The 13,957-nt window shown below is 73.3% G+C and carries 12 protein-coding genes; 7 read left to right on the top strand and 5 right to left on the bottom strand.

The features are described from left to right. Positions 1–119 precede the first annotated feature (119 nt). The 3 genes from ACH4UK_RS02345 to ACH4UK_RS02335 all read left to right on the top strand — a co-directional run bounded on the left by ACH4UK_RS02345 (position 120) and on the right by ACH4UK_RS02335 (position 4,065). Positions 120–1,568 carry an HtaA domain-containing protein gene (locus tag ACH4UK_RS02345; protein WP_398354204.1) on the top strand — a complete coding sequence of 483 codons (1,449 nt, stop codon included), beginning with the start codon at positions 120–122 and terminating at the stop codon, positions 1,566–1,568. A gap of 85 nt (positions 1,569–1,653) precedes the next feature. Then, positions 1,654–3,270: an HtaA domain-containing protein gene (locus ACH4UK_RS02340; protein ID WP_398354203.1), complete on the top strand. Its 1,617-nt coding sequence runs from the start codon at positions 1,654–1,656 to the stop codon at positions 3,268–3,270. Positions 3,271–3,393: 123 nt separating this feature from the next. Next, positions 3,394–4,065, top strand: a complete 672-nt coding sequence (locus ACH4UK_RS02335) for a PhzF family phenazine biosynthesis protein (RefSeq protein WP_398354202.1) — start codon at positions 3,394–3,396, stop codon at positions 4,063–4,065. A gap of 38 nt (positions 4,066–4,103) precedes the next feature. On the opposite strand, the gene ACH4UK_RS02330 is transcribed toward ACH4UK_RS02335, so the two are convergent. After that, entirely contained in the window at positions 4,104–4,769 is a 666-nt protein-coding gene (locus tag ACH4UK_RS02330; protein ID WP_398354201.1) for a heme oxygenase (biliverdin-producing), read from the bottom strand. Between the two features lie 219 nt (positions 4,770–4,988). Then, positions 4,989–5,846: a type I methionyl aminopeptidase gene (gene map / locus ACH4UK_RS02325; RefSeq protein WP_398354200.1), complete on the bottom strand. Its 858-nt coding sequence runs from the start codon at positions 5,844–5,846 to the stop codon at positions 4,989–4,991. Between the two features lie 58 nt (positions 5,847–5,904). Between map and ACH4UK_RS02320 the strand changes: the two genes are divergently transcribed. Continuing rightward, positions 5,905–6,144, top strand: a complete 240-nt coding sequence (locus ACH4UK_RS02320; protein ID WP_398354199.1) for a hypothetical protein — start codon at positions 5,905–5,907, stop codon at positions 6,142–6,144. A gap of 108 nt (positions 6,145–6,252) precedes the next feature. Here the strand turns inward: ACH4UK_RS02320 and ACH4UK_RS02315 are convergent, their stop codons facing one another. Both ACH4UK_RS02315 and ACH4UK_RS02310 read right to left on the bottom strand, forming a co-directional pair. Further along, positions 6,253–7,563, bottom strand: a complete 1,311-nt coding sequence (locus ACH4UK_RS02315; protein WP_398354198.1) for an MFS transporter — start codon at positions 7,561–7,563, stop codon at positions 6,253–6,255. A gap of 70 nt (positions 7,564–7,633) precedes the next feature. After that, on the bottom strand, positions 7,634–8,236 hold the full coding sequence (locus tag ACH4UK_RS02310) for a hypothetical protein (protein WP_398354197.1): 603 nt from the start codon (positions 8,234–8,236) through the stop codon (positions 7,634–7,636). Between the two features lie 139 nt (positions 8,237–8,375). On the opposite strand from ACH4UK_RS02310, the gene npdG reads away from it, so the two are divergent. Both npdG and ACH4UK_RS02300 read left to right on the top strand, forming a co-directional pair. Continuing rightward, the gene (gene npdG / locus ACH4UK_RS02305) at positions 8,376–9,086 is read left to right on the top strand and encodes an NADPH-dependent F420 reductase (RefSeq protein WP_398354196.1); all 711 of its coding nucleotides are present in this window, start codon (positions 8,376–8,378) and stop codon (positions 9,084–9,086) included. A 68-nt stretch (positions 9,087–9,154) separates the two neighbouring features. Further along, entirely contained in the window at positions 9,155–9,337 is a 183-nt protein-coding gene (locus ACH4UK_RS02300) for a hypothetical protein (RefSeq protein WP_398354195.1), read from the top strand. A gap of 17 nt (positions 9,338–9,354) precedes the next feature. Here the strand turns inward: ACH4UK_RS02300 and ACH4UK_RS02295 are convergent, their stop codons facing one another. After that, positions 9,355–10,161, bottom strand: coding sequence for a site-2 protease family protein (locus tag ACH4UK_RS02295; RefSeq protein WP_398354194.1), 807 nt, complete (start codon positions 10,159–10,161; stop codon positions 9,355–9,357). A gap of 323 nt (positions 10,162–10,484) precedes the next feature. On the opposite strand from ACH4UK_RS02295, the gene ACH4UK_RS02290 reads away from it, so the two are divergent. Beyond that, the gene (locus tag ACH4UK_RS02290) at positions 10,485–13,916 is read left to right on the top strand and encodes an AfsR/SARP family transcriptional regulator (RefSeq protein ID WP_398354193.1); all 3,432 of its coding nucleotides are present in this window, start codon (positions 10,485–10,487) and stop codon (positions 13,914–13,916) included. Positions 13,917–13,957 lie beyond the last annotated feature (41 nt).

The following is a 13,957-nucleotide window of genomic DNA, read 5'->3' as shown; positions in this document are numbered from 1 at the left end:
GCGTTCGGGGGGTGGTTCGGATGTGTCGGGATGGTGGAGGTGCCGGAGGGGTTCCGGCACAGGCTGGGAATACCTTAGGTTAGCCTTACCTGTGTATCCAGCCCTCGGAGGGGTCTCTCATGCTGTCGTCCAGATCGGCCCGCGCGCTCGCCGTCGCGCTTCTCGCGGTACTGCTGGGAGCCCTGCTCCCCGCCGCCACCGCGCAAGCGGCAGACCGCACGGTGCAGGGCGGACGACTGGACTGGGGCATCAAATCCTCCTTCCAGAGCTACGTCACCGGGCCCATCGCGAACGGCAGTTGGAGCCTGACCGGAGGCGCGGCCACGGTCGGCGGCAGCCAGTTCCGCTTCCACTCGGCGACCGGCTCCTACAACCCGGACTCCGGCGCGTTCAACTCCGGCTTCTCCGGCGGCGTGCACTTCACCGGCCACCAGAAGGCCGACGGCAGCAACGAGCTGGACCTCACGATCAGCCGTCCCACCGTCCGGATCAGCGGCGGCAGCGGCACGCTCTACGCGGACATGGTCAGCAAGGAGCGGGGGACCGGCAAGGTCTCCAACCGCTCCCAGGTGCCGCTGGCCTCGCTCGGTCTCGGCGGGATCGACATGAAGGGCGGTTCCACCCCCATCGCCCTCACCAACGTCCCCGCGACGCTGACCTCCCAGGGCGCCTCCGCCTTCGCCGGCTACTACACGGCGGGCACCCCCCTCGACCCGATCAGCCTCTCCGTCGACACCAAGGGCGCCGCCGCCGAGCCGAAGCCGTCCGCCCCGGACGAGAAGAAGGACGAGGGCGACGACAAGGACAAGGCGAAGAAGAAGGAAACGGCAGGACGCTTCGAGGACGCCGCCGTCGACTGGGGCGTGCGCCGCACCTTCCGCGAGTACGTCACCGGCTCCATCGGCCAGGGCAAGTGGACGCTCGCCGACGGCGCCCAGGACGGCGGGGCCCTGTTCCGCTTCCCCCAGGGCAAGGGGACGTACGACGCGAAGAAGCAGACCCTGGACGCCGACTTCGGCGGCAGCATCCGCTTCACCGGCGCCCACGGCCTCGACCTGAAGTTCGCCGGCGTCACCGTCGCCGTCGCCCAGGGCGAGGGCACCCTGTCGGCGGACGTCACCAGCGAGGGCGCCACCCGCGAGGGCGTGCCCGTCATCACCTTCCCCGCGAAGGACCTCGCGCCGAAGGAGGGGCTCGCCGTCCTCACCGAGGTGCCCGCCACCCTCACCGCCGACGGCGCCAAGGCGTTCGGCTCGATGTACAAGGCGGGCACCGCGATGGACCCGGTCTCGCTCGCCGTGGCCGTCGACGAGAAGGCGCAGCTGCCCGCGCTGCCGGACCTCGGCAGCGAGCCGACGGCGGCCGCCGAGCCCACGAAGAAGGCCGCCGACGAGCCCTCCGCCGCACCGGCGGCCGCCTCGTCCGACTCCGGTCCTGGCACCGGCGTCTACCTCGCCGTCGGCGGCGGCGTACTGCTGCTCGCCGCGGCCGGAGCGGCGTTCTTCGCCCTGCGCCGCCGTGGCGCGCGGCCGGCCGCCGAAGCCTCCGACACCCCCTCGACTTCCTGACCTCCCCCATGCGCGCCTTATGGATCGTCACCCCCTCCCCCCACGCCTCGCTTCCACCACCTGTCCTCCAAGGAGACCCACCGACATGGCAGCAACCCGCCGCCCCATAGCCCTCGCCGCAGCCGTCGCGACCGCGGCCGCCCTCGGCGCCACCGCCTTCGCCCTCCCGGCGATCGCCGCCGGCTCCCCGGCGGCGGCGCCCACCGCCGCTCCGAAGCTGGAGCTCGTGGACGGCAAGCTGGAGTGGGGCATCAAGGAGTCCTTCCGCAAGTACATCGCCGGTCCCATCGCCCAGGGCGAGATCACCCTCGCGGACGGCGCGCAGCAGGCCGACGGCAACGGGGTGTTCACCTTCACCGACGGCAAGGGCACGTACGACACCGCGACGCACGCCTCCGACACCGCGTTCCGGGGCAGCGTCCGGTTCCAGGGCCACCACGGTGTCCTCGACGTCCGGCTGAGCGACGTCAAGATCGGCACGGGCCGCGAGAGCGGCACCATCACCGCCGACTTCACCAGCAAGAAGATGGACGGCACCGTCGTCTCCAAGGACGACGCGCCGATCGCCGAGCTCGACATGACCGGCGTCAGGCCGGGCGGCGGCGCGGGCGGCGCGATGGTCTTCGCCGACATTCCGGCCACGCTGACCGCCGACGGCTCGGAAGCCTTCGCCGGCTTCTACGAGGAGGGCGCCGAGCTCGACCCGGCGACGCTGTCCGTCAAGACCGCGGCGCCGAGCCCGGACCCGACGACGGACCCGACCAAGGACCCGACGAAGGACCCGTCGACCGACCCGACCGAGGACCCGACGAAGGACCCGTCGACCGACCCGACGACCGATCCCACGAAGGACCCGTCGGCCGACCCGACCCCGACCGCCTCCGAGACCGCCGCGCCGGTCAGCGGCCCGGTCGTCGACGGCACCCTGAACTGGGGCGTCAAGGAGAAGTTCCGCTCCTACGTCGTCGGCCCGATCGCGCGCGGCAAGGTCGAGACGAGCGGCGGCGCCTCCGCCGACGCCGACGGCTACCGCTTCACGAAGGCCACCGGCCGGCTCGACGCCGACAAGAACACCCTCAACGCCGCGTTCCAGGGCAAGGTGCGCTTCCTCGGTCACGAGACGAACGGCGCGTACGAGCTCGACCTGGCGCTCAGCAACCTGAAGGTCGACATCAAGGGCGCCTCCGGCACGCTCGTCGCCGACGTCTCCACCAAGGAGCGCGCGACCAAGGAGAACCCGCACCCCCAGGCCCAGGAGCTGACCGGGGTGGCCTTCGCCGACCTGAAGGTGCCCGCGGGCGCGCTCGCCGCCAAGGGCGGCATCGTGAACCTCAAGGGCGTCCCGGCGACCCTCACCGAGGGCGGCTCCAAGGCGTTCAGCGGCATGTACCCGAAGGGCGAGCAGCTCGACGCCCTGAACGTCGCGGTCTCCCTCGACAAGGACGCCCAGCTTCCGGGCGGCTCGACCGGCGGCTCCGGCTCGACCGGCGGCTCCACCGGCGGCTCCACGTCCGGCGGTTCGACCACCGGCGGCGGCACCGTCGGCGGCTCGACCGGCGGTTCGGTCGGCGGCTCCGGCGCCCTGGCCTCGACCGGCTCCGACGTCCCGACCGGCGCCCTGATCGCCGCCTCCGGCGTCGTCGTGGCGGCCGGTGCCGGTGTCGTGATCGCGGCGCGCCGTCGCCGTAACGTCACCGCCTGACCCGCCCGCACCACCCGCAGGTCCCTCGGGGCCGTACCGGCGACGGCAGTCGCCCGCCGGTACGGCCCCGCCGCCGTCCGCCCGGTTTCCCGCCCCGGCGCAGGGCAGTGCTTGAATGCCCCCGTGAGCGACTACGACGTACCCCGAGGCATCGACGTCCTGCGGGTGTTCTGCGGACCCGACGGCCGGCACGGCAACGCCCTCGGCGTCGTACGCGACGGGAGCGATCACCCCGACGAGGCGTCCCGGCAGCGGCTCGCCCGGCAACTCGGCTTCAGCGAGACCGTGTTCGTCGACGACCCGGAGCGCGGGCGGGTGGACATCCACACCCCGGGGCTGCGGCTGCCGTTCGCCGGGCACCCGCTGGTGGGCACCGCCTGGCTGCTGGACCTGGAGGTCCTGGAACTGGCCGTCGGGGAGGTGTTCGCGCGCCAGGACGGGGAGTTCACCTGGATCAGCGCCCGCCCCGAGTGGGTCCCGCCGCGCACGCTCCAGCAGTACGCGAGCGCCGCCGAGGTCGAGGCGCTGCCGGGACCGCCGCCCGGCGAGGGGTGGCTCTACGCCTGGGCCTGGGAGGACGAGGCGGCCGGGCGGGTGCGCGCGCGGGCCTTCCCGCGGCGCGGGGACGCGATCGTCGAGGACGAGGCGACGGGCGCGGCGGCCCTGCTGCTCAGCGCACGGCTCGGCAGGGCCCTGAACATCAGACAAGGACGCGGCTCCCAGATCCTCACCGCACCCGCGCCGGACGGCACGGTGGAGGTCGGGGGCCGCGTCCTGATGGCCGTCCGGGGCTGAACCCCGGACGGCCGCGCCGCTCGCTGTGACACGCTCGCTCAGGCGCTGAGCGGGAAGACCTCGCCCAGCTCGCGGAAGACGGCGGTGTTCAGCGCGAAGGCGCGCTTGCACTCCTCGATGATGCGCTGCTTCTCCAGGTCGTCCGCGTTCACCGCGTCCAGCAGCTCGCGGTAACCCCGCTTGAAGGCGGCCGGGTTGGTGATCTCCTCGAAGACGTAGAACCGCACGCCGTCGCCCTTGCGCTCGAAGCCCCAGGTCTTCTCCGCCTTGTCGCGGATGATCTGGCCGCCCGAGAGGTCGCCGAGGTAGCGCGTGTAGTGGTGGGCGATGTAGCCGGCGGGCCAGGTGCGGGCGCACTCGGCGACCCGGTCCGCATAGGCGGCGGTGGCCGGCAGCGGCTCCAGTCCCTCGCGCCAGCCGGCCCCGCGCAGGTGCGCCAGATCGCGCTCCAGCTCGGTGGAGCGCATCAGCTCGGCCTGTATGAACGGGCCCGCGACCGGGTTCTCGCGCAGGGCCTCCGCACCTTCCTCCAGCGCCCGGTACACGAACCACAGCTGCTCGGTGTAGCGCGTGTACGCGTCCACGCCCAGTCGCCCGCCGAGCAGGTCACTCATGAAGGTCGAGGTCTCGGCCTCGGTGTGCTGCTCGTGCGACGCGGTGCGGATGAGCGTCGAGAAGGGAGTGACGGTGGCGGTTGCGTCCAAGGCGGGCCTCCGGGGACCGAGGGGGACGGGAAGTCCAGAAAGAGACGGAAATATCGGCAGGCGACCGCCGCGGTGACGCGTCGGCGCGTGCCGGTACGCCCGATCCTCCTACTTAGGCTTACCTAAGTCAACTGGTTCCCGACTGCCTGTCGGTAAAAAACTACGCCCCGGGCGACCGGAGGGGGTGGTTATGGCCGTTTACGGGTGACGGGTGGGCGATCACGGGAGGGTGAGGATCTCCGCCCCGGTCTCCGTGACCACCAGCGTCTCCTCGAACTGGGCCGTCCGCTTCCGGTCCTTCGTCACCACGGTCCAGTTGTCCTCCCACAGGTCGTACTCATGGGTGCCCAGCGTCAGCATCGGCTCGATGGTGAACGTCATGCCCGGCTGCATCACCGTGGTGGCGTGCGGACTGTCGTAGTGCGGAATGATCAGGCCGGAGTGGAACGAGGAGTTGATCCCGTGCCCGGTGAAGTCGCGGACGACCCCGTAGCCGAACCGCTTCGCGTACGACTCGATGACCCGGCCGATCACATTGATCTGGCGTCCGGGCCTGACCGCCTTGATGGCGCGGTTCAGCGACTCGCGGGTGCGCTCGACCAGCAGCCGGGACTCCTCGTCCACGTCTCCGCAGAGGTAGGTGGCGTTGTTGTCGCCGTGCACCCCGTTGATGTACGCGGTGACGTCCAGGTTCACGATGTCGCCGTCGCGCAGCACGGTGGAGTCGGGGATGCCGTGGCAGATGACCTCGTTGAGCGAGGTGCACAGCGACTTCGGGAAGCCCCGGTAGCCGAGCGTCGAGGGGTACGCGCCGTGGTCGACCATGAAGTCGTGCGCGACCCGGTCGAGCTCGTCCGTGGTGACCCCCGGGGCGATGTGCTTGGCGGCCTCCTCCATCGCCTGCGCGGCGATGCGGCCCGCGATGCGCATCCGCTCCACGGTATCGGCGTCCTGGATCTCCGGGCCGGTGTACGGCGTCGGAGCCGGCTTCCCCACGTACTCGGGACGCCGGATGTTTCCGGGTACGGAACGGACGGGAGTGATCTCCCCTGGTACGAGAAGCGACTGGCCAGACATGCCAGCGAGTCTAACCAGCGGCCCCGGGGCACCATGGCAGGGAGGAAAGGAGCCGTCGATGGCCCTGTTCAAGAAGCGCACGGTCGGCAAACCGGGCGAATGGTACTACTGCCTGGAGCACAAGAAGGTCGAGGAAGGCCCGGAATGCCCGGCACAGAACCGATTCGGCCCCTACACCTCCCGTGAGGCGGCGCAGCACGCGCTGGACACGGCGCGCGACCGCAACCTGGAGTGGGACACCGACCCCAAGTGGCACGACGAAACCAAGAACACCCCCGGCCCACCCGACGAGTCCTAAGCCCGCCCCGGGGGACTTTCAAGCCCGTCCGGCGATTGAGGACATCTTTTCAGCCCTCCGGCGCTTGAGGAGCGGGGCGGGGCGGAGCCCGGTGAGCAGCGGGACCGCTCACGCCCCCTCCCCCCGCGCCCCCCGCCTCCGCACCGCATCCTCATCCGTCTCCGAGTCGTACCGCACCAGCTTCGGCAACGCCGCCGTCAGCAGCGCCACCGACGCCACGCACGCCACCCCGCCCGTCCAGATCGCCGACCGGGTCCCCGTCCAGCCGGCCATCGCCCCGGCCCGCACCTGGCCCAGCTGCGGGCCGACGCTGTACGAGAGCACCTCGATGCCCGCGAGCCGGCCCCGCAGCTCCTCCGGGATGGTCTGGTTCCAGATCGTCGCGCGCCCCAGCCCGCTCAGCATGTCGCCCGCCCCCGCCACGGCCAGGCAGACCAGCACCACCCACACGCTGGAGAACCAGCCCGCCGCGGCGATGGCCAGCCCCCAGGCCGTCGCGCCGAACACCACGAACAGCCCGTGCCTGCGCACCCGGCTCGTCCAGCCGCTGGTCAGCCCCAGCGCCAGCGAGCCGACCGAGCCCGCCGCGTACATCAGGCCCAGCGACCACTCCGCGTCCAGCTCGTCCGCCAGGAACGGGAAGATCGTGTTCGGGAAGGCGAAGAACATCGCCGCCAGGTCGATCGCGTACGTCCCCAGCAGCACCGGCCGGCTCCAGGCGTACCGCGCCCCCTCGACGATCCCGCGCAGCGACGGCTTCTGCGCGTCACGGGCCGGCGGGGCGGGGGAGAGGCGCAGACAGAGCACGACCGAGACGGCGAACGTGCACACCGTCACCCCGTACGCCGTGCCGTGACCGGCGTACGCCACCACCAGACCGGCCAGCGCCGGGCCCGCGATGGCCCCGATCTGCCAGCGCAGCGAGTTCAGCGCCGCCGCCGCCGTCTGCTGGGCGTGCGGCACGATCCGGGCCATCAGGGAGTCCAGCGCGGGCCGTTGGAGCCCGGCTAGCGCGGACACCCCGCCCGCCACCACGTACAGCGGCCACAGCAGCGGCTCCGGAAGCAGCGCGTTCACCAGCAGGACCGCGGCGAGCACACCGAGCCCCGCCTCGGTCAGCAGGATGACCCGGCGGCGGTCCACGGAGTCCGCGAGCGCCCCGCCGTACAGCCCGAAGACCACCAGCGGCACCAGCTCGACCGCGCCCATCGCCCCGACCGCGAGCGGGGAGCCCGTGAGGTCCTTGATCTGGAGCGGCAGCGCGATGAGCGCCATGAAGCTGCCGAAGTACGTGATCAGGCCCTGGACCCACAGCAGCCGGAAGTCCGCCGAGGAACGCCACGGCGAGAGGTCCGGCAGCAGGGCGCGGAGCCGGGCGGGCAGCGGCGAGGAGGGCGTCGAGGGAGGTGCTGAGGTCACGAGGGGCCATGATCCGGACCACCGGGCGTTCCGGGCAAGCCGATATTCGGATACGCCCGCTCCGGCCGCGCTACCAGCGGGCCGGGGGCGGCTGGGTCAGCTGGTCGGCGAGCCGGGCCAGCCGGTCCCGGAAGGTCCGCCGGCCGCGCGCCGGCGGCCTCCCGTTCTCCCCGGCGGCCGCGCTCACCAGGTGCTGCACGATGTCCAGGTCCACCTCGTCGTCCCCGTCGACCACGAGCGACTCGTGCGCCAGGCCGCCGACCTCCGGGTCTCCGCCGTCCAGGGTGAGCACCCGCGCCCCGGCCCGCCGCGCGTCCTGCACCCGCTCCAGCAGGTCCTCGCCCGGCCGCTCCGGCGCGACCAGCAGCAGCGTCTCGCCCCGCCCGGCCGCCGCGATCCGGCCGAGCCCGACGGCCAGGTGCGCCGGATCGCCCGCCGCCACCCGGTGCCGTACGAGGGTGGGTGCCAGCTCCGGCAGCCCCGACCAGGCGGACTCGTCGGACAGATGGGCCGCCAGATGCCACGGCTCGTACGCCTCGGTCCCCGCCAGCAGCAGGCCGCCGCCCCGAGGGACGACGGAGCCGCGCAGGACCAGCGCGAACCGGCGGGCGTTCTCCGGCCACCGGGTCCCGGCGAGCACATCGCGGAGGAGGGCGACACGTACGGCATCCATGGCCCGGCATCCTGCCCCGGGCCCCGCCCCGGCCGGGCCCGTCGGCCGCTTCCTCACCCGAACGGAGGACCGGGCGGTGAGCGGGACCGAGGGCCCACGGGGCGGCTTCCCGGGGGCTACCTGGCAGTAGGGTCGGCCCATGACTACACAGGACAGCGGCAGCGCGCCCAAGCCCCCCGCCAAGGACCCCTGGGACCTCCCCGACGTCTCCGCCCTGAGCGTCGGCGTGCTCGGCGGGACCGGCCCGCAGGGGCGCGGCCTCGCCTACCGGCTCGCCCGCGCCGGACAGCGGGTCACCCTCGGCTCCCGGGACGCGGCCCGTGCCGAGCAGGCGGCGGCCGAGCTGGGCTTCGGCGTCGAGGGCGCGGACAACGCGGAGTGCGCCCGGCGCAGCGACATCGTGATCGTCGCCGTGCCGTGGGACGGCCACGCCAAGACGCTCCAGTCCCTGCGCGAGGAGCTCGCGGGCAAGCTCGTGATCGACTGCGTCAATCCGCTCGGCTTCGACAAGAAGGGCGCCTACGCCCTCAAGCCGGAGGAGGGCAGCGCCGCCGAACAGGCCGCCGCCCTGCTGCCGGACTCCCGCGTCACCGCCGCCTTCCACCACCTCTCGGCCGTGCTGCTCCAGGACGAGTCGATCGAGGAGATCGACACCGACGTGCTGGTCCTGGGCGAGTCGCGGGCCGACACGGATCTCGTGCAGGCGCTGGCCGGCCGGATTCCCGGGATGCGGGGCATCTTCGCGGGCCGGCTGCGCAACGCCCACCAGGTCGAGTCGCTGGTCGCCAACCTGATCTCGGTCAACCGCCGCTACAAGGCCCACGCCGGACTGCGCGCCACCGACGTCTGACCGGACCACATCGGGGCATGGGGGACACTGGACGGGACCGCGACCCGTTCCCGACAGGAGTCGACCCCATGCCCCGCATCGCTCTCTACGCCCTCGTCGTCTGCGTCCTCGCCGTCGTGGCGGCCGTGGTCTCCTTCGCCCAGGGCAGCCTGCTCGGGATCGTCTGGGTGGCCGTCGCGGGGCTCTCGTCGAACATGACCTGGTTCTACGTGCGCAGGCACCGGCTGGCCGTCGCCGCCGAAGCGGGCTGACCCGGCCCGCCGCTCCGTCACGTGACCGCGCAGCCGGGGTCCTGCTCGTCGAAGAGGCCCTGCCAGAAGCGGTAGAGGTCATAGCCGCAGTACCGCTGGTACTCCTCGACGCCGAGCCCGCGCAGCAGGGCGTGGATCGCGTCGAAGAACACGATGTTGACCTCGGGGATCCACAGGATCGCGAACACCGCGATCAGCCCGAACGGCGCGATCGGCTCCACCTGACGCCTGATCCGGTACGAGAGCCAGGGCTCGATCACCCCGTAGCCGTCCAGCCCCGGGATCGGCAGGGAGTTCAGGATCGCCGCCGTCACCTGGAGCATCGCCAGGAACGCCAGCGCGTACTGGAAGGCGCGCGGCACCCCGTCGAGCGCGTCCAGCCAGAACGGGGCCGTGCACACGATCGCGAACGCCACGTTCGTCAGCGGGCCCGCCGCCGAGATCAGGCTGTGCTTCCACCGGCCGTGGATCCGGCCGCGCTCGATGTAGACCGCGCCACCGGGCAGCCCGATCCCGCCCATGATCACGAAGAGCACCGGCAGCACGATGCTGAGCAGCGCGTGCGTGTACTTCAGCGGGTTGAGCGTCAGATAGCCCTTCGACCCGACCGAGAGGTCCCCGCTGTGCAGCGCGGTGCGGGCGTGTGCGTACTCGTGCAGACAGAGAGAGACGATCCAGGCCCCGGTGACGAACAGGAAGACCGCGAAGCCGGTGGCGTCCGCGAAACCCGTCCACACCGCCCAGCCCGCGACCGCGGTGACGGCGGCGATGCCGAGGAAGACCGGGCTGATCCTCCGGTCGCCGCGTTTGGCTGCGGTGGTCATCGGCACTCGACTCCTGGGGTGGGTGACACGAAGGCACGGGGCCGGAAAGGGCGATCGTACGGTCACGCCGGTTCCGGCGGTCCGGCGGCCACCGGTTCCGGCGGTGCACGGGTTCCGGCGGTGCGCGGGTTCGGGCGGTTCCACCGGTTCCGGCGGTTCCACCGGTTCCGGCGGTTCCACCGGTTCCGGCGGTTCCACCGGTTCCGGCGGTTCCACCGGTTCCACCGGTTCCGGCGGTTCCGACAGGACGGGAACGTCGGGGACCGGCGACGGAGTTCCACCCTGTCAACGCCGCGCCCCGCTCCGTCACGGACAATGGGCCCGTGCACTACTGCATCCTCGGCACCACCCGGGCACTCCGCGACGACGGTACGGCCGTCGCCCTCGGCGGGGCGCGGCTGCGCGCCCTGCTCACCGTTCTCGCGCTGCGCCCCGGACGGACCGTTCCGGCCGGGGTCCTCGTCGACGAGGTGTGGGACGGCGACCCGCCCGCCGACGCGGTCGGCGCCCTCCAGGCCCTCGTCGGCCGGTTGCGGCGGGCCCTGGGCCGCAGCGCCGTCGAGTCCGTGGAGGGCGGCTACCGGCTCGCCGCCCCGCCGGACGCCGTGGACCTGCACCGTTTCGAGCGCCTGGCGGGGGAGGGGAGCCGCGCCCTGGAGGACGGCGACGCCTCGGGCGCCCTCGCCGTCCTGGGGGAGGCCCTCGCCCTGTGGAACGGGCCCGCCCTCGCCGATCTGCCCGACCGTACGGCGACCGCGTCCCGCTGGGAGGCCCGCAGACTCGACGCGCGCCGCGCCGCGCTCGGGGCCCTCCTCGCCCTCGGCAGGGCCGGGGCCGCGCTGCCCGAACTGGCCGTGCTCTGCGACGCCCACCCGCTCGACGAACCGCTCCAGGCCCTGCGCATCAGGGCCCTGCGGGACGCCGGACGCCCCGCCGAGGCGCTGGCCGCCTACGAGGAGGTCCGCACCCTCCTCGACGACCGCCTCGGCACCGCCCCCGGCCCGGCTCTGCGCGCCCTGCACACCGACCTGCTCCACCAGGAACCGGCCGGACCGAAGCCCGTGGCCCCGCCCGCCCCGGAGCCCGCGCCCCGGACCACCGCCGGGCAGCCGTCCGCCACCGGGCAGCCGTCCGCCACCGGCGCGGATCCCGCCCCGGCGACCCCGGCTCCGGCCCCGCCCGCCCAGGGGAACCTCCGGGCCCGGCTCACCAGCTTCGTCGGCCGCGACACCGATATCGCCGCCCTGCGCGAGGACCTCGGCCGCGCCCGGCTCGTCACCCTGCTAGGCCCCGGCGGCGCGGGCAAGACCCGGCTGTCCCAGGAGACCGCGGAGGCCGCCCCCGAGGCCTGGCCCGACGGCGTCTGGCTGGCCGAACTGGCCCCCGTCGACGACCCCGGCACCGTGCCCGAAGCCGTCCTGACCGCGCTCGGCGCCCGCGAGACCGTGCTGCGCGGGGCCGGGGCCGAGGAGCTGCGCGCCACCGACCGCACCGGCGCCGACCCTCTCGTACGCCTCACCGACTACTGCGCCCCGCGCCGGATGCTGCTCCTCCTGGACAACTGCGAGCACGTCGTCGGAGCGGCTGCCGCTCTCGCCGACCATCTGCTGACCCACTGCCCGCAGCTCACGATCCTCGCGACCAGCCGCGAACCCCTCGGCGTCCCGGGCGAGTTCGTCCGTCCCGTCGACCCGCTGCCCGATCCGATGGCGCTGCGCCTGCTCGCCGAGCGCGGGGCGGCGGCCCGGTCCGGTTTCCGCACCGACGCGGACGAGGCGACCGCGGCCGCCTGCGCCGAGATCTGCCGCCGCCTGGACGGGCTGCCGCTCGCCATCGAACTGGCCGCCGCCCGGCTCCGGATGCTCACCCCGCGCCAGATCGCCGACCGGCTCGACGACCGCTTCCGTCTCCTCACCAACGGCAGCCGCACCGTGCTGCCCCGCCAGCAGACCCTGCGCGCCGTCGTCGACTGGTCCTGGGACCTGCTCGACGCCGCCGAACGCGCCGTACTGCGCCGCCTCTCCGTCTTCGCCGGAGGCTGCTCGCTCGCCGCCGCCGAGGAGGTCTGCGCCCTGCCCGCCCCGGCCGACGGCGTCGCCGTCGACTCCCTCGACGTCGCCGCGCTGCTCGGCTCCCTCGTCGACAAGTCCCTCGTGGTCGCCGCGCCCGGCGACGACGGGGAGATGCGCTACCGGCTGCTGGAGACGGTCGGCGAATACGCCGCCGAGCGCCTCGGCGAGGCCGCCGAACGGGACGCGGTCGAGCGCCGCCATCTGACCCACTACCGGGAGCTGGCCCGGATCACCGGACCGAAGGTGCGCGGCGCCGGCCAGCGGGAGGCCATCGCGGTCTTCCAGCGCGAGTACGAGAACCTGCGCACCGCGCTCCGCCATGCCGTCGCCGTCCGGGACGAGCACGAGGCGCTGTGCATGGTGCTGTCGATGTCCTGGTACTGGATGCTGCGCGACCTGCGCTCGGACGCCCGCCAGTGGGGCGAGGCCGCCTCCTCGCTCGGCCCCGACCCCTTCGCCCCGCCCGGCGTCCGGGCCCCCTCGCTCCTGGAGCGGGCCACCGACCGGCCGCCGCCGATGGACGACGAACAGCTCGCGGAGGCGCGGCGCGGAGTGGCGCTGATGCAGTTGTCCGGCGTGGACCACGCGATCAGCGCATGGTCGACGCCGGAGGGCAAGGAGCGGCTGAGGATCATCGCCGACACCTACCTTCCCGGGCAGCCGCAGACCTGCCGCATGCCCGGAACGCTGTGGATGTTCGGGATCCTGCTCAGCGGTGACATGGACCGCGTGTACGGGCTGCTGGACGAGACGGTCCGGGCCTCCCGGACGTTCGGGTACGAGTGGGAGCTCGGCTCGGCGCTCCACACCCGTGCCAACTTCCTGGCCAACGACCCCGAGCGGGTGGCCGCGGCGCGCGCCGACGCCGACGAGAGCCTGGAGATCTACACCCGGCTGGGCGACGACTGGGGCGCGGCCGAAGCGCTCTCCTCCCGGGGCGAGGCCAACGAGCGGGCCGGCGAGTTCACCGCGGCCCTCAGGGACTACGGGTCCGCCGTGGAGTACGCGCAGAAGATCGGCGCCCAGAGCCAGGTGGGGCTGCTGCGCGCCCGGTACGCCGGGGTCCTCATCGAACTCGACCGCCTCCCGGAGGCCGAGGCCATACTGTGCGACGTCACCGAGAACAGCCGGCAGTCGGGCCATGACGCGACGCCGATGGCCCGACTGCACCTGGTCTTCGTCCTCGGGCTCGAGGGACGGGTGGACGAGGCCCGCCGGCAGGCGGAGCTGGTCCGGGAGGATTTCCGGTCGCGGGATGTCGCCATCTTCGGCGGCTTCGTCTACGGCGTGCTGGCCTGGCTGGACAACCTCGACGGCGCGCACGCCTCCGCCCTGGACAACGGGCTGACCGCGCTGGCCAGTTCGCGGGAGAAGCTGTCGATGATGGTGGCCCCGCAGATGCCCGCGGCCCATCTGACGGCCATCGCCCACGCGCTCGCCGGACGCGGTGGCGCAGGGGCGGCGAGGGACGCCGCCCGGCTGCTGGCGCTCCAGGCGGCTCTCCTGCCGAAGGGGCATGTGCCGAGCGTGATGGAGGCCCGCAATCTGGCGCTCGCCGAGAAGGCCGTCCGCGCCCGGCTCGACGACGCGGCGTACACGGCGGCGTACGAGGAGGGCGGTGGCCTCACGCTCGACGAGGCCACCGCCCTGGCGGAGACGTACCGGCCGCGACCGCCGGCCTGACGGTCCTGCGCCCGGTCCTTCTCCGCCGGTCCTCCCTGCTC

Origin of the sequence: Streptomyces sp. NPDC020884, assembly GCF_044333935.1 — a bacterium.
Classification (GTDB): domain Bacteria; phylum Actinomycetota; class Actinomycetes; order Streptomycetales; family Streptomycetaceae; genus Streptomyces.
The sequence above is the reverse complement of the archived record's forward strand: the minus strand, read 5'-3'. Positions and strand labels throughout refer to the sequence as shown.

What these genes read in the sequence shown, in the direction of transcription:
- npdG (WP_398354196.1), top strand. Translation starts at nt 8,376, where the DNA reads ATGACTACACAGGACAGCGGCAGCGCGCCCAAGCCCCCCGCCAAGGAC.
- map (WP_398354200.1), bottom strand. Translation starts at nt 5,846, where the DNA reads ATGTCTGGCCAGTCGCTTCTCGTACCAGGGGAGATCACTCCCGTCCGT.
- ACH4UK_RS02340 (WP_398354203.1), top strand. Translation starts at nt 1,654, where the DNA reads ATGGCAGCAACCCGCCGCCCCATAGCCCTCGCCGCAGCCGTCGCGACC.
- ACH4UK_RS02320 (WP_398354199.1), top strand. Translation starts at nt 5,905, where the DNA reads ATGGCCCTGTTCAAGAAGCGCACGGTCGGCAAACCGGGCGAATGGTAC.
- ACH4UK_RS02345 (WP_398354204.1), top strand. Translation starts at nt 120, where the DNA reads ATGCTGTCGTCCAGATCGGCCCGCGCGCTCGCCGTCGCGCTTCTCGCG.
- ACH4UK_RS02300 (WP_398354195.1), top strand. Translation starts at nt 9,155, where the DNA reads ATGCCCCGCATCGCTCTCTACGCCCTCGTCGTCTGCGTCCTCGCCGTC.
- ACH4UK_RS02295 (WP_398354194.1), bottom strand. Translation starts at nt 10,161, where the DNA reads ATGACCACCGCAGCCAAACGCGGCGACCGGAGGATCAGCCCGGTCTTC.
- ACH4UK_RS02310 (WP_398354197.1), bottom strand. Translation starts at nt 8,236, where the DNA reads ATGGATGCCGTACGTGTCGCCCTCCTCCGCGATGTGCTCGCCGGGACC.